Origin of the sequence: Nocardia grenadensis, assembly GCF_050942415.1 — a bacterium.
Taxonomy (GTDB): domain Bacteria; phylum Actinomycetota; class Actinomycetes; order Mycobacteriales; family Mycobacteriaceae; genus Nocardia; species Nocardia grenadensis.
The window spans coordinates 4,216,477-4,231,693 of record NZ_CP192054.1 but is presented as its reverse complement, the minus strand read 5'-3'; the positions used below and the strand labels follow the sequence as shown (position 1 = coordinate 4,231,693).

Here is a 15,217-nt window from a genome sequence, read left to right as displayed (position 1 = left end):
GTCGGACTGCCCTTACTCCTTGTTCGTGTCGTCGGGGCCGACGACCAGGCAGGTGGTGGCGAAACCGCCGCCGACGCCGATCAATGCCGCGTGGCGACTCCTGCCGATCACGTTGTGCTCGAGTAGATATGCGAGGTTGGCGGTCATATCGCCCGCACCCAGGTGCCCGGTCGCCGACGTCAGGTCCAGCTGCCGCGCCGCGTCGGCGATCGGCGGAAGCGCGCCGGCGATGAGCTGCGACCATTTCGTGCCCGCCCGCGGCATCACCACCAGATCCGGCGTACTCCCCGCTTCGGTCAGCGCCTGTTCGACGCACAGCCGGATCTGCTTGCGCAACTTCAACGTCGAGCGCACGTCCGGGGCATCGGGTGCGTCGATATAGCCGTTGCCGCCGACGGCCGGATTGGTGTCGGCCATATCGGCCTCCTGACCCGACCAGCCCCGGGACACGATCGACTTCACCGCCAATCGTCCCGGCCCACGGGTCAGTACGAGACCTGTCGCACCGTCGCACAGCGCCGCCGCCAGCAGCCCGAGTCGCCAGCGACTGTGGCCGTCGGGATCCAGCACATCACCACTGGTCACCAGAGCGTGCCCCGATCCGGAATGCGCAAGCAGCTGTGCGATCGCCAGCTGTGCGCCGATCGCGCCTCCGTTGGACATCTGCCGCAGGCCTACGGTCAGGGCGTTCTCGGCACCGATGAGCCGGGCCACGTGTGGCGCGGCCTTCCAACTCGTCCGGGTCTCCAGAATGCACGCGGACAACACCAGATCGAGATCGGCTGCGGTGATGGACGCTTTCGACAACGCATCGCGTGCCGCCTCGACCGTGAGCTCCTCGGCAGATCGACCGTCCCCCACGAACACCCGGCCCGGCTCGCTCACCGCAGCCTGCGCAGCGGACAACGCGCCGGAGGCGGTCGCCGTCGCGACGGTCCGGACCGCCGTGGGCAGGCAAACCGACGCGGCCGTGACAGAGACCCGGCCCGCTACTCTCATCAGCGCTCCTCACGATCGAAGTCCCCGACGCCACGGTTCCACGGGCACTTCCCGAGCGCGACGGTCTGCGACGCATGACGGATATGCGGATCGGGCAACTAGGGCGTTCGGCGGATCGGATCGATGCGGCCCCGCGGCGAGTTCCGGGGTGACAGAACTCCGCCGCGGGGCCGGGCGTCACGACCGGTCCGGTCAATCCGGGATGTTCGCGATCGGGCCGCCGGACGACACCTATCTCGCGGCGATCAGTCCCGGTATCGGTCGCTGATCGATCGCGCGGCCACGGGTCGGCCGGGGTCGGAAGCGAGCAGCCGGTCGGCGGCCGCTTCGATTTCGGCTTCGCTCAGCAGCACGGTCGCGGCGGCAGGACCCAGTGGGACGAAACTGTCCGCGCTGGTGACCCGGGCCAGTGCGCCGGTGAATCCAGCGTCCACCAGTGCCGCGTACACGGATTCGGAAACACCGCCACTGCGCCGGGTCTCATCGGCGACCAGGACCCGTCCGGTGGCCTCGGCATGTCGGATCAGATCGGAGTGCGGGAGCGGGGCGAGCCAGCGCAGGTCGAGGACCCGGACACCGGCACCGCGCTGCGCGAGACGGCGGGCCACCCGCAGACTCATCGGTACCGAATTGGCGAAGGCGACGATCGTCAGATCCGTTCCGTCGCCGTAGATACGGGCCCGGCCGATCGGCACATGGTCGGTTTCCGCAGCGGCCGCCGCCCACCGGCCGTCGTTGGGTTCGTACAGGTCGCGGGTGTGATAGAGGGCGATGGGCTCCAGGAACACGCACACCCGGCCGTCCACGCGGGCGGCGGCGACGCAGGTGCGCAGCAGCGCCGCCGCATCGTCGGGTCGCGACGGTGATGCCACGATCACGCCGGGTATATCACGCAGCGCGGCAACGGAGTTGTCATTGTGGAAGTGGCCGCCGAATCCGCGCTGGTAGGCGTAGCCGGCGATACGCACCACCATCGGGTTGCGGTAGCTGCCGGCCGAGAAGAAGGACAGGGTCGCCGCCTCGCCGCGTACCTGGTCCAGCGCATTGTGTACGTAGGCCAGGTACTGGATTTCCGGAATCGGCAGGAAACCCGCGAGGCCGGCGCCGAGTGCCGTCCCGAGAATGCTCTGCTCGTCGAGCAAGGTATCGAACACCCGTCGCGGTCCGAAGCGCTTGCGTAGTCCTTTTGTCACACCGTAGACGCCGCCTTTACGGGCGACGTCCTCGCCGAACACCAGGATCTCGGGGTCCCGGGCGAGCAGGTCGGCGAGGGTGCGGTTGATCGCCTGTGCCAGCGTCTCCGAGCCGGAATCCGGTCCGCCCGCCACGCCGCGTCCGGAGCCCGCTCTGTCGGCGGGCCGGACACCGCCTTCCGGCCCGGCCTCTTCTCCGGACCGGGCCGCGGTGCCGGGCACCTCCGCAGTCCGCCGGGGCGCGGGACAGCTCTCCGCGACTCCCTGCCCTTCACCGGGCCGGCGCCGGACCTCGTCACGCACTCGCTCCGGGTGGGCCGGCGCCAGCGGTGCGAGTACCGCGCCGGTCGTGGTGAGTTCGGGTTCCCGGCACACTTCCGCCGCGGTGGCGGCGACCTGATGGGCCAGCCGGTCGTATCGGCCGAGTACTTCCCGCGGTGTGCGGATACCGGCCTCGATCAGCAACCGCGCGGTGGCGGTGACCGGATCGCGCGCCAGGTCGCTATCGATCGCGGCGGGATTCCGGTAGCCGCTCTCCACATCGGATCCGGCATGTCCGAAGAGCCGCACCGTGCGCAGATGCAGAAAAGCCGGACGCCGGTGGGTACGAACCCAGTCCACCGCCGCCACGGCGGCGTGCAAAGCGTCGGGCAGGTCGCAGCCGTCGGCCTCGAACCAGCGCAGACCCGGCCGGTGCCCGTACGCGTGCTCGATCCAATCGGGCGGAGTGGGCACACTGATCCCGATCCCGTTGTCCTCGCAGACGAACAGCACCGGGACGGGAACGCCCAGATGCGCGGTATGGACCGCGGCGTTGATCGCGCCCGCCGCGGTCGAATGATTGGCCGAGGCATCCCCGAAACCACAGAGCACCACCGCGTCCGACGGCCACGGACAGGCCACTCCGAGCCGCTCGGCGCGCTCGAGGGCGAACGCGAGCCCGACCGCGCGCGGCAAGTGCGAGGCGATGGTGGAGGTCTGCGGGACGATATTCGCCACCGCGCTGCCGAACACCTTGTGCCGTCCCCCGGAGATGGGGTCGGCCGCGGCGGCCACCACCCCCAGCAGGATATCGCGCACCGGATCCGTCACCCCGGCCCGGCGGGCGCGATGGACGAACAAGGCACCCGAGCGATAGTGCGGCAGAACCGGATCAGTGAGCCGGCTCGCCGCCGCCAGCGCGACATTGCCCTCATGCCCCGCCGAACCGATACTGTAGAAGCCCCGCCCGCTCGCAGCCAGCCGCCGCGTGGTGAGATCGGCCTGCCGGCTCAGCACCTGCGCCTCGAACAACTCCACGAAATCGGGTCCGGTGAACCCCGGTGGCAGGAATTGGTCGGAGAAGGTCGGCGTGGGGCCGCGCAGCGCCGCGATCTCCGCGCGGAACCGCTCGTCGGGGTCCTGGATACTCACCGGGTCCTCACCTCACCAGACTAGGGGGCGGAGCGGGTGACCGGGTGGTGTACCGGGCCGCATCGTGTCGCGCCGGCTCCGGTGCGCCGCTGACCGTCTGTCCCCGGGTGGCCCGCCGGCAGGCGATTCCGTTCCCGCCGCGCACCTGGTGCACATGCTCTTCGCCGGCGCCCGCGCGGATATCGATCCGGTGGCGCGGGACCCCGCTGCCCTGCACCATGCCGAAATGCTGGACGTCGTGAAATCGCTGGGCCTGCCCCGACAGGGAGCCGTGCCGACCGGCTGATCGGCGATTCGGCGCGGCCCCGGAATGCCCGGCCAGAATCGGGCTGCGCCGGCCGGACCCGAACCGGCCGGGCAGCCGCGGCTGCTCATGGTCGCGAAGTCGGATTGCGTGCGCCGACCACGGCACGCGACCGGCGAGCCGCCGTCAGCGCAGTCCGGCAGCGGCGTCCTCGTCCAGCAGCCAGGTGGTCGACTCCGTACCGTGCGCCCCCGCCGCCGGGATCTCGAGCGGGTCGGCTCCGTTGACCGCCGCCGCGACAGGCTCGGCCTTCCCGGAACCGGACACCACCAGCACCACGTGGCGGGAGCGGCGGATCGCCGGATAGGTCAGCGTGACCCGCACCGGCGGTGGTTTGGGGGAATCGGTGACCGCGACGGCGTATTCGTGTTTCTCGCCGATCGCGTCGGCGTGCCCGGGGAACAGTGAATTGATATGCCCGTCCGGGCCCATCCCCAGTAGGTGCAGGTCGAACGCGCCGTGGGTGGCGAGATGGGCGCGTACGGCGGTGGCGTATTCGGCGGCCGCCTCGACCGGGTCAGGGTATTCACCGTCGGAGGTGGCCACGGTGTGGATCCGGGCCGGGTCCACCGGGACGTGGTCCAGCAGGACCCGGTGCGCCTGGAGTTCGTTGCGCTCCGGATCCCCGGCGGGTACGAAACGTTCGTCGCCCCAGAACACGTCGAGTTTCGACCAGTCGAGCTCGCCCGGATCGTTCCGGACCTTCTCCAACAGGGTGATACCCGTGCCACCGCCGGTCACCACCACCGACGCCGAGCCGCGTTCGGCCTGGGCGGCGGCCAGGACCTCGACGAACAGCCGGGCGGCGGCGGTGGTCAGGGCGTCACCGTCGGCATGGACTTCGACGGCGGCCGCGGAGCTAGTGGTCATAGGTAACTCCTTCGATTCCGGCCAGGGACTCGGCATAGATCTCATCCGCGTCCAGCCGGCGCAGTTCCTCGGCCAGGCAGTCGCGGGTCTCACGGCGCGCCAGCGCGATCCGCTGCACCGGGTCACCGGTGCGGGTCAGGGTGGCGGTGACACCGGTCTGCGGGCGCTCGATGGCGATGGACACCGACTTCCGGCGCAACTCCACCCGCAGCTCCCCGGTCTGCCGGTACACGGGGCAACCCAGTCGCCGGGACAGCCAACCCGCCAGCATGTCCAGGGCGGGCTCGTCGCGCAGCCCCGAAACGGACACCGAATGGACGGGTTCGAACGGGGGTTCGTCCATCGCCGCGACCAGCAGCGCCCGCCAGTAGGTGATCCGGCTCCACGCCAGATCGGAATCACCGGGCGCGTAGGAGCCGCGCCGTTTCTTGATGGTCGCCTGCGGGTCGGGTGCGAAGGTGGCGTCGGTGATCCGCCGGGTCGCCAACCGGCCCACCGAATCCCGGGACGGGAACTCCGGGGCGCCCCGCGGCCACCACGCCACCACCGGGGTATCGGGCAGCAGGAACGGGATCACCACACTGCTCTCGTGGTTCACCAGCTGCCCCTGCAGCCGGAGCACGATCACCTCGGCGGCGCCCGCGTCCCCGCCGACGCGGATCTGCGCGTCCAGCCGGGTCGGGGCCGACCGGTCACCGCGCGCCAGAACCACCACCCGGCAGGGGTGTTCGCGGCTGGCGTCGTTGGCGGCGTCGATGGCCTCCTCGGCTTCGGAACTGTCCAGGGTGCACACCACCAGGGTCAGCACCCGGCCCATGGTGATCACGCCGTTGCTCTCGCGCAGCTGCACCAGACGCTTGGTGACCGTGCCGGTCGTGGTGTCGGGGATATCGATGATCACGGCCGCCGCCATTCCCGGCCGGTGCGGGCCAGCATGGCGTCGGCGGAATCCGGGCCCCAGGTCCCGGCTTCGTACTGTTCGGGTTTCCCGTCGGCGGCCCAGTGGGCCAGGACCGGGTCCAGGATGCGCCAGGACAATTCGACCTCCGCGTTGACCGGGAACAGGGAGGGCTCGCCGAGCAGCACATCCAGGATCAACCGCTCGTAGGCCTCCGGAGACGATTCGGTGAACGCCTCGCCGTAGGTGAAGTCCATGTTCACATCGCGCACTTCCATCGACGATCCAGGCACCTTCGACCCGAATCGCATGGTGATGCCCTCATCCGGCTGCACCCGGATGACGAGCGCGTTCTCGCCGAGCTCCTCGGTCATCGTCTGGTCGAAGGGCAGATGTGGGGCACGTTTGAACACCACCGCGATCTCGGTGACCCGGCGGCCGAGGCGTTTCCCGGTGCGCAGGTAGAACGGCACGCCCGCCCAGCGCCGGGTATCGACCTCGAGGGTCAGCGCCGCGTAGGTCTCGGTGCGCGATTGCGGATCGAAACCCTCCTCGTCCAGCAGGCCCACCACTTCCTGGCCGCCCTGCCAGCCGGCCGCGTACTGGCCGCGGGCGGTGGTCTCGTCGAGCGGTTCCACAAGTTTGGTGGCGGAGAGGACCTTGATCTTCTCGTTCTGCAGCTGACGGGGTTCGAAGCTGATCGGCTCCTCCATGGCGGTGAGCGCGAGCAACTGCAGCAGGTGGTTCTGGATCACATCGCGGGCGGCGCCGATACCGTCGTAGTACCCGGCCCGGCCGCCCAGCCCGATGTCCTCGGCCATGGTGATCTGGACGTGATCGACGTAGTTGGCATTCCAGATCGGATCGAACAGCTGGTTGGCGAAACGCAGCGCCAGGATGTTCTGCACCGTCTCCTTGCCGAGATAGTGGTCGATCCGGAAGACCGTCTCCTCGGGGAACACCCGGTTCACCAGGGCGTTCAATTCGTGCGCGCTTTTGAGATCGTGCCCGAACGGCTTCTCGATCACGACCCGCCGCCACGGCGCGCGGCCGAGCGCGGCCGCCGAACTGGTCAGCCGGTGGCGGTGCAGCTGGTCCAGCACCACCGGGAAGGCGTTCGGCGGAATCGACAGGTAGAAGGCATGGTTACCGCCGGTGCCGCGCTCGTCGTCGAGGCGGGCGAGGGTATCGGCGAGGCGGCCGAACGCGGCATCGTCCTCGAAGGTGCCCTGCACGAACCGGAAACCCTCGGCCAGATGATCCCAGACCTCCTGGCGGAACGGGGTGCGCGCGTGTTCGCGGACGGCGTCGTGCACGATCTCGCCGAAATCCGGGTCCGACATCTCCCGGCGGGCGAATCCGACCAATGCGAAACCCGGGGGCAGCAGCCCCCGGTTCGCCAGATCGTAGATGGCCGGCATGAGTTTGCGCCGGGACAAGTCACCGGTGACCCCGAAGATCACCATGCTGCACGGGCCCGCGATCCGCGGAATCCGTTTGTCCCGGCTGTCCCGCAGCGGATTACGCCACGGTGTGCCGGATGCGGTGTCAGTGCTCTCCGGAGCGCCGGCCATCGTGGTCAGTTACCCCCTGCGTCCGCAGCGTCGGGCCCGGAAGAAGTGGCCTGCGTGGCCACGGAGGGACCCGCGGAGGACGCCGTCGCAGCGGACCGAAGTTCGGCCGTGGTGGCCTCCAGCAGTTCCTCCCAGGACTTCTCGAACTTGTCCACGCCCTCGCGTTCGAGCACGGCGAAGACGTCGTCGAGATCGATACCGGCCGCCCGCAGTTGGTCGAAGACCTCGGCGGCCTCGGTGGCAGTGCCGGAGACGGTGTCCCCGCGGACCTCGCCGTGATCGGCGACGGCCTCGAGTGTTTTCTCCGGCAGCGTGTTCACGGTGTTCGCCGCGACCAGTTCGGTCACGTAGAGGGTGTCCGGGTAGTCGGGGTTCTTCACACCGGTCGACGCCCACAGCGGCCGCTGCCGGTTGGCACCGGACGAGGCCAGGTGGTTGAAGGTGGAGACGTGGTTGCCGCCGGGCGCGAAAACGTCCTCGTACTCGGCGTAGGCGAGGCGGGCGTTGGCCACGCCGGCCTTCCCGCGCAACGCCAGTGCCTCCGGGGTGCCGATCGCCTCGAGGCGTTTGTCGATCTCGGTGTCCACCCGCGAGACGAAGAAGGACGCCACCGAATGGATCTTGCCGAGATCGTGTCCGGCGACCCGTGCCTTGCGCAGCCCGTCGAGGTAGGCGCCCATGACCGCGCGGTAGCGCTGCACCGAGAAGATCAGCGTGACGTTCACGCTGATGCCCTCCTCGATCACCGCGGTGATGGCGGGCAGGCCCGCCTCGGTGGCCGGGATCTTGATGAACAGGTTCGGCCGGTCGACGATCTTCCACAGTTCGACCGCCTGGGCGGCGGTCTTGTCGGCATCGAAGGCCATCCGTGGGTCCACCTCGATGGAAACCCGGCCGTCCACGCCACCGGTCCGATCGAATACCGGGGCCAGCACATCACAGGCCGCGCGGACATCATCGGTGGTGATGGTGCGGATCGCGGCGTCGACGTCGGCGCCGCGGGCGGCCAGCTCACGGACCTGTGCGTCGTAGGCGTGGCCCTTGCTGAGGGCGCCCTGGAAAATGGTGGGGTTGGTGGTGACTCCGACGACCCCGCGGGTAGCGATCAGTTCGGCGAGGTTGCCGGAATTGATCCGATCGCGGGACAGATCGTCCAGCCACACCGATACCCCGGCCGCGGCCAGGGCGGCGATGTTCTCGTTCTGTGCCATGGGCCCTTATCCCTTCACATTGTCGAGCGTGCGCTGCGCGGCGGCGACGACAGCCTCCGACGTGAAGCCGAACTCGCGGAACAGGGTCTTGTAATCGGCCGAGGCGCCGAAATGTTCGATCGAGACGATCTCGCCCGCGTCGCCGGTGAACCGGTACCACGGCATCGCGATACCGGCCTCGACGACGACGCGCGCGGCGACCGCCGGGGGCAGCACCTCGTCGCGATACGCCTTGTCCTGCGCGTCGAACCACTCCACGCACGGCATCGAGACCACCCGGGTGCCGATGCCCTGCTCCTCCAGCGTAGTGCGGGCGGCGACGGCGAGTTGGAGCTCGGAGCCGGTACCGATGAGGATCACCTGCGGTACGCCGGTGGAGGCCTCGGCCAGGATGTAACCGCCCTTGGCGACACCCTCGAGGCTGGTGCCCTCCAGTACCGGCAGGTCCTGGCGGGTCAGGGCCAGTGCGGCCGGACCGCCGGTGCCCACGGCATCGCTGGAGACGAACGGGGAATTGTGCTTACCGCTGTGCTTCTCGATCACGGTACGCCAGGCGTACGCGGTTTCGTTGGCGTCACCGGGACGCACCACCGACAGGCCCGGGATGGCCCGCAGCGCGGCCAACTGCTCGATGGGCTGGTGGGTCGGGCCGTCCTCGCCGAGACCGATCGAATCGTGGGTCCAGACATAGGTGACCGGCACCCGCATCAGCGCGGCCAGGCGGACGGCCGGGCGCATGTAATCGCTGAACACCAGGAAGGTGCCACCGTAGGGCCGGGTGGGACCGTGCAGGGCGATGCCGTTGAGGATGGAACCCATGGCGTGCTCACGGACGCCGAAGTGCAGGGTCCGGCCGTAGGGGCTCGCCTTCCACATACCGGTTGAAATGGCCTCGGGGCCGAAGCTGAGCGAATCCGGAATGGTGGTGTTGTTCGATTCGGCGAGGTCGGCCGATCCGCCCCACAGCTCCGGCAGTACCGGGCCCAGGGCGCTCAGTACCTTGGCCGAAGCCTTCCGGGTGGCCAGGCCCTTCGCGTCGGGCTCCCAGGTGGGCAGGCCCTTGTCCCAGCCCTCGGGCAGCTGTCCGTTGAACAGCCGGTCGAACAGCGCCTTGGCCTCGGGTGCGCGCTGGGCCCAGGCGTCGAACTCGACGGTCCAGTCCGCATGCGCCCGCGCGCCGCGTTCGGCGGCCTTGCGGGTGTGGGCGATGACCTCGTCGGCGACCTGGAAGCTCTGCTCGGGATCGAAACCGAGGGCGCGTTTGGTGTCGGCTACCTCGTCGGGGCCGAGCGCGGCGCCGTGCGCGGCACCGGTGTTCATCTTGTTCGGGGCCGGGTAGCCGATGATGGTGCGCAGCAGGATCAGCGACGGCCTACCGATCTCGGCCTTGGCCGCCGCCAGTGCCGACTCGATCGCCACGACGTCCTCGCCGCCCTCCACCACCTCCACATGCCAGCCGTAGGCCGCGTACCGCGCCGCCACGTCCTCGGTGAAGGCGATGGTGGTGTCGTCCTCGATGGAGATCTTGTTGTCGTCGTAGATCACCACCAGGTTGCCGAGCTGCTGGGTGCCCGCCAGGGAGGAGGCCTCGGAGGTGACGCCCTCCTCCATATCGCCGTCGGAGGCGATCACGTAGATGTGGTGATCGAACGGGCTGGCCCCGGCCGCGGCTTCGGCGTCGAACAGGCCGCGCTCACGGCGGGCGGCCATGGCCATACCCACCGCCGAGGCCAGGCCCTGGCCCAGTGGACCGGTGGTGATCTCCACGCCCTTGGTGTGCCGGTACTCCGGGTGGCCCGGTGTCAGCGAGCCCCATTTACGCAGGTTGCGCAGATCGTCGAGTTCCAGGCCGAAACCGGCCAGGTACAGCTGGATGTAGAGGGTCAGGCTGGAGTGTCCGCACGACAGGACGAACCGGTCGCGGCCCACCCACTCGGGGTCGGCGGGGTCGTGCCGCATGGTGCGCTGGAACAGTGTGTAGGCCAGCGGCGCCAGGCTCATGGCGGTACCGGGGTGGCCGTTGCCCGCGGCCTGCACCGCGTCGGCGGCCAGGACCCGGACGGTGTCGACAGCTTTGGTGTCCAGATCCGTCCAGTCGTCCGGAAGGTTCGGCTGGGTGAGGGCGCGGATGTCGTCTGTCACTGACACGACCGTGTTTCTCCTGACATTTCGAGGCGTCGAAATTGGGGGCGGGCGGGGTGGCGAACCAGTGCGGCGCGGTGACTGTGGCGCCGCATACACCCCCTACCCTAATTGCGACCGGCCGCCCCCCGTGCACGCCCCCCGGCCAGTCGCGCGCGCCGGTCGTTCCCCGGATGGCCGAGACGTCCGGCCGCGCCGGGCGCACCCGAGGAGCACGGCGTCCGGGTGAGCGCACAGGGGCGAGCGGCGGCGCGCACCGGGCGTGGGTCTACCATCGTCTGTAGTAGTAGCCGCGTCGCAGCCGCGCGCTGCTCCTTCCCAAACCGGATGCGGAAGCACAGCGTGCGAGGAGAGATAGTGCGGATCGGTCATGACACGGGAGTCGGCGGCGCCCACGATTCCGCTCCGGCACCCGCGGACCGCGTCCTCGGCAGTGCGAAACTCGCCCGCGTCGCCCGCCGTCCGCTCGCCTATATCGCGCTCACCAAACCGCGCGTCATCGAACTGTTGCTGGTGGCCACCATCCCCACGATGTTGCTGGCCGACCGGGGCACGGTCGATATCCGGCTGATCCTGGCCACCCTGTTCGGCGGCTGGATGGGCGCGGCCAGCGCCAATACGCTCAACTGCGTCGCCGACGCCGATATCGACAAGGTGATGAAGCGGACCGCCAAACGGCCGCTCGCCCGGGACGCGGTCCCGACCTCGCACGCCTTCGTCTTCGGGGTCGTCCTGGGTATCGGCTCGTTCGCCTGGCTGTGGTGGCAGGCCAATCTGCTCAGCGGTGTGCTCGTCGTCGCGACCATCCTGTTCTACGTTTTCGTCTACACCCTCGGCCTCAAACGGCGTACCTCGCAGAATGTGGTCTGGGGCGGCGCGGCCGGGTGTATGCCCGCGCTCGTCGGCTGGTCGGCGGTCACCGGCACCATCGGCTGGCCCGCCCTGGCGCTGTTCGGCGTGATCTTCTTCTGGACGCCGCCGCACACCTGGGCGCTGGCCATGCGCTACAAGGAGGACTACCGCGCGGCCGGGGTGCCGATGCTGCCGGTGGTCGCCACCGAGCGGACCGTCACCAAACAAATCGTCATCTACACCTGGCTGACCGTGCTCACCACGCTGGCACTGGTCCCGGCCACCGGGGTGATCTACACGGCGGTGGCCCTGGTCGCCGGCGCCTGGTTCCTGCTGATGGCCCACCAGCTCTACGCCGGGGTGCGCCGGGGCGAATCGGTCAAACCGCTGCGGCTGTTCCTCCAGTCCAACAACTACCTCGCGGTGGTGTTCTGCGGCCTGGCCGTCGATTCGGTACTCGGCTGGACCACGCTGGGTGACGTCTTCTTCGGCTGAACCCCCGGCACCACCCCGGTGAGCCGCACCGGTTCTCCCGGGTAGCGCCTGCTTTCGGGGTGGCCTGCCGGAATCAACCCGCCGTCAACCGACCTGCCCGATATAGCCGTCCGGGCGAATCAGGATCCGAGTCCCCGCGCCGGCGTGGTAGGCGGCGCGGGCGTGACCCTCGACGTCGATCACCGCGGGACCGGAGACCGAGACGCCCGGCTCGACCACCGCATAACTCCGGGTGCCGGGCAACTCGGGCAACTCGCCCGTGGCGCCGAAGCAGAGCAGTGTGGCGTGCGGCCCGCGAAAGAGATCGAACAGCCGCAGCGGCCGGCCCTCGGCACCTTTCAGCGGTGCGTCGGGGGCGCGGTCGCCGGCCGCGATAGGTCGGGTGTCGGCCGGGTCGCGGTAGCTGATGTCGAGCTGGCGGGTCTCCTCACCGCGTTCCATGGCGTCTTCCGCCCCGTCGACGAGCTTGCCGAGCAGCGCGGAGCTGATACCGAGCACCCGGGCCGCGACCGTGCGGCGTTCCGGTTCGTAGGTCGACAGCGGCTCTTCGTCGCCGGCCAGCGCGGCCTCGAGTTTCCAGCCCAGGTTGTAGGCGTCCTGGAGGCCGGTGTTCATACCCTGCCCACCGGTGGGTGGGTGCACATGCGCGGCGTCACCCGCCAGCAGCACACGCCCGGCCCGGAAGCGCTCGGCGAGCCGGATATTGGGCCGCCAGACCGTTGTCCAGATCAGATCGGTCAGGGTGATATCGGTGCGTCCCGACCAGCGATCGATGGCTGTCTGCAATGTCTCCAGGGTGGGTTCGGTGCTGTCGGCGAAGGGCGCGGCGAACTGGAAATGACGCCCGCCCGGAAGTGGCGACAGCGCAACGCCCTGGTGCGGTTCGGCGGCTGCGGCGAACCAGTAGCCGTAGTCGTGGTCGAGGGCGTCGGCCCGGACATCACCGAGCAGCATCCGCAGTGATTCGTCGGTGGTTCCCTCGAACGCGATCCCTGCCTGTTTACGGACGGTACTGCCGCCGCCGTCGGCGCCGACCAGGTAGGCGACCCGCAGGGTTTCCGTGCCCCGGTCACTCGACAGGCGTGCCGTGACACTCGAGTCGTCCTGGGTGAACGACAGGAGCGTCGTGCCGAGTTCTACCCGCACACCGAACTCCGCCAGCCGGGTCCGCAGGATCGCCTCGGTCTGCGCCTGTCCGAGAAACCAGCTGTTGGGGTAGGGGACCGCCGGGGTGGGATCGACGGGCTCGGCCATCCGGTGCTCGCCGACCGGCTGCCCGTCGAAATAGGCCCGCATGACCGGCGCCGGGGCGCCCGCTGCCCGCATGGCCTCGAGCACCCCCAGATCGTCGAACACTTCGAGCGACCGCGGCTGGATGCCGTCACCGCGCGATCCGGGGCAGAACTCGACGGCCTTGTCGACGATACGCACGGCGATGTTCCGGCGGGCCAGGTCCAGGGCGAGGGTGAGGCCGGTGGGGCCGGCGCCGACGATGAGGACGGAAGGCGACATGAGAGCTCCTGATCGCGAACTTGATTGAATGACGATTCAGTGAATCTGAATTCAGTATTGAGGTTGGTAGGTTGCCGTGTCAAGGAGGTGAGGTCGGTGGGATCGAGCCGTCGCGAACGGGCGGAAGAAACAGAGCTGGCGCTCAAGGCGGCCGCACGGCGGGTCTTCGCGGAGCGCGGCTATCTGAACACCAAGATCACCGACATCACGGCGGCGGCAGGCCGGTCGGCGGGGTCGTTCTACAATCATTTCGCGAGCAAAGAAGAACTGCTCCGGGCTCTGCTCGCCGATCTGGGGGAGGCCGGGGACGAACAGGCCGGGCAGGCCGATCACAATCCGGATTTCAGCGACCCCGACGCCGTTCGGTTTCATATCGCCGGCTTCTGGCACTTCGCCCGCGAGCACGCCGCGGTCATGCGGGCGATGGGGCAGGCTGCCCTGGTCAACGAGGAATTCGCGCGCGAGATGGCGCAATTCGGCGCGGAACAGCGCCGAGATATCGCCGACCATCTGGACGGTCTGGCGGCGAAGGGGATGACCCTACCCGGCACCGTCGACACCAGCCTGGCGATGATGTTCTATCTCATCCAGGCCATCTCGGCCGGGGTCGAGGACGGCGCGGTACAGATTTCGGACGACGAAGCCGTGGCAAGCCTGACCCGCTTCGTCTACCGCGGCTTGACCGGACGCGACTACTGAGACCGCGTCCGGTCGGACGGGTCAGGGCAGCAGCACGATCGAGCCGGTGGTCTTACGACTCTCCAGATCGCGATGTGCCTGTTCGGCCTCGGCCAACGGGTAGGTCGCGCCGACCCGGACGGTGAGCGAGCCGTCGGCGACGGCCTCGAAGATATCGCCGGCCCGCCAGTCCAGCTCGGCGCGGTCGCGGGTGTAGTGGGCGATATTGGGGCGGGTCACGAATACCGACCCGGCCGCGTTGAGCCGTTGCAGATCGACCGGCGGCACCGGGCCGCTGGCCGCGCCGAACAGTGCCAGCGTGCCGCGGACCCGCAACGAGGCGAGGCTGGCGTCGAAAGTGGCCGCGCCCACGCCGTCGTAGACCGCCGCGACACCCTCGCCGCCGGTCAGTTCACGGACCCGCTCGGCGAGATCGTCGCCGTAGCGCAGCACCTCCCAGGCGCCGGCGCCGCGCGACAGGGCCTCCTTCTCGTCGGTGGACACCGTGGTGATCACCCGGATATCGCGCGCCACGGCCAGCTGGGTGAGCAGCAGCCCGACTCCGCCCGCACCCGCGTGCACCAGGATCGTCTCGCCCGGTTCGGGGCGGTAGACCGATTCGATCAGATAGTGCGCCGTCATACCCTGCAACAAGGCCGAGGCCGCCACCGCCGGATCGATATCGCCGGGTACCGCCACGGCGACCGCCTCGTCCACCACCGCGCGCGGGGCGTAGCTGTTCGGCCCCGCCGCCCACGCCACCCGGTCGCCGACCGCGAATTCGGTGACCTCGGAGCCGATTTCGGCCACCACTCCGGTGCCCTCGGAACCCGGAATGTAGGGCACCGGGCGCGGATAGATACCGGTGCGGAAATAGGTATCGATGAAATTGACGCCGACGGCATCGATATCCACCAGTAGCTGATTCGGTCCGGGCTCCGGATCGGGAACCTCGGCGAGGGTCAGCACTTCCGGACCGCCGTGCCGGTCTACCTGGATCGCGCGCATGGGTCCAGTTCTACACCGGTGCCCGTACCCGGAACACGGGGGTCCGCCGCGGGCGGGACGGGCTACCG

At 69.3% G+C, this 15,217-nt stretch carries 12 protein-coding genes; 3 read left to right on the top strand and 9 right to left on the bottom strand.

What is annotated here, in order from left to right; genetic code table 11:
- Positions 1 to 12 precede the first annotated feature (12 nt).
- Both ACQPYS_RS19255 and ACQPYS_RS19250 read right to left on the bottom strand, forming a co-directional pair.
- The gene (locus tag ACQPYS_RS19255; protein WP_433490386.1) at positions 13 to 999 is read right to left on the bottom strand and encodes a hypothetical protein; all 987 of its coding nucleotides are present in this window, start codon (positions 997 to 999) and stop codon (positions 13 to 15) included.
- Positions 1,000 to 1,244: 245 nt separating this feature from the next.
- A complete protein-coding gene (locus ACQPYS_RS19250; RefSeq protein ID WP_433490385.1) occupies positions 1,245 to 3,605 on the bottom strand; it encodes a thiamine pyrophosphate-dependent enzyme in 2,361 nt (786 codons plus the stop codon).
- A gap of 154 nt (positions 3,606 to 3,759) precedes the next feature.
- Between ACQPYS_RS19250 and ACQPYS_RS19245 the strand changes: the two genes are divergently transcribed.
- Positions 3,760 to 3,891 carry a hypothetical protein gene (locus ACQPYS_RS19245; protein ID WP_431940320.1) on the top strand — a complete coding sequence of 44 codons (132 nt, stop codon included), beginning with the start codon at positions 3,760 to 3,762 and terminating at the stop codon, positions 3,889 to 3,891.
- A 144-nt stretch (positions 3,892 to 4,035) separates the two neighbouring features.
- On the opposite strand, the gene pgl is transcribed toward ACQPYS_RS19245, so the two are convergent.
- The 5 genes from pgl to tkt are packed head-to-tail and all read right to left on the bottom strand — an operon-like array spanning position 4,036 to position 10,610.
- Complete coding sequence (gene pgl, locus ACQPYS_RS19240; protein WP_433490384.1) at positions 4,036 to 4,779, bottom strand: 6-phosphogluconolactonase; 744 nt, start codon at positions 4,777 to 4,779, stop codon at positions 4,036 to 4,038.
- Positions 4,769 to 5,680, bottom strand: a complete 912-nt coding sequence (opcA, locus tag ACQPYS_RS19235) for a glucose-6-phosphate dehydrogenase assembly protein OpcA (protein ID WP_174551720.1) — start codon at positions 5,678 to 5,680, stop codon at positions 4,769 to 4,771. Before opcA ends, pgl begins: the two co-directional genes overlap by 11 nt.
- On the bottom strand, positions 5,677 to 7,251 hold the full coding sequence (gene zwf / locus ACQPYS_RS19230) for a glucose-6-phosphate dehydrogenase (RefSeq protein ID WP_433490383.1): 1,575 nt from the start codon (positions 7,249 to 7,251) through the stop codon (positions 5,677 to 5,679). Before zwf ends, opcA begins: the two co-directional genes overlap by 4 nt.
- 5 nt (positions 7,252 to 7,256) lie before the next feature.
- The gene (tal, locus tag ACQPYS_RS19225) at positions 7,257 to 8,462 is read right to left on the bottom strand and encodes a transaldolase (RefSeq protein WP_084481432.1); all 1,206 of its coding nucleotides are present in this window, start codon (positions 8,460 to 8,462) and stop codon (positions 7,257 to 7,259) included.
- A 6-nt stretch (positions 8,463 to 8,468) separates the two neighbouring features.
- Positions 8,469 to 10,610, bottom strand: coding sequence for a transketolase (tkt, locus tag ACQPYS_RS19220; protein WP_433490382.1), 2,142 nt, complete (start codon positions 10,608 to 10,610; stop codon positions 8,469 to 8,471).
- Between the two features lie 351 nt (positions 10,611 to 10,961).
- Here tkt and ACQPYS_RS19215 point away from each other — a divergent pair, with 351 nt between their 5' ends.
- Positions 10,962 to 11,951, top strand: a complete 990-nt coding sequence (locus ACQPYS_RS19215) for a heme o synthase (RefSeq protein ID WP_431940317.1) — start codon at positions 10,962 to 10,964, stop codon at positions 11,949 to 11,951.
- 84 nt (positions 11,952 to 12,035) lie between these two features.
- Here the strand turns inward: ACQPYS_RS19215 and ACQPYS_RS19210 are convergent, their stop codons facing one another.
- The gene (locus ACQPYS_RS19210) at positions 12,036 to 13,463 is read right to left on the bottom strand and encodes an FAD-dependent monooxygenase (RefSeq protein ID WP_433490381.1); all 1,428 of its coding nucleotides are present in this window, start codon (positions 13,461 to 13,463) and stop codon (positions 12,036 to 12,038) included.
- 96 nt (positions 13,464 to 13,559) lie between these two features.
- On the opposite strand from ACQPYS_RS19210, the gene ACQPYS_RS19205 reads away from it, so the two are divergent.
- The gene (locus ACQPYS_RS19205) at positions 13,560 to 14,162 is read left to right on the top strand and encodes a TetR/AcrR family transcriptional regulator (RefSeq protein WP_431940315.1); all 603 of its coding nucleotides are present in this window, start codon (positions 13,560 to 13,562) and stop codon (positions 14,160 to 14,162) included.
- Between the two features lie 21 nt (positions 14,163 to 14,183).
- Here ACQPYS_RS19205 and ACQPYS_RS19200 read toward each other — a convergent pair whose 3' ends face one another.
- Positions 14,184 to 15,149 carry a quinone oxidoreductase family protein gene (locus ACQPYS_RS19200; protein WP_431940314.1) on the bottom strand — a complete coding sequence of 322 codons (966 nt, stop codon included), beginning with the start codon at positions 15,147 to 15,149 and terminating at the stop codon, positions 14,184 to 14,186.
- Positions 15,150 to 15,217: the final 68 nt, after the last annotated feature.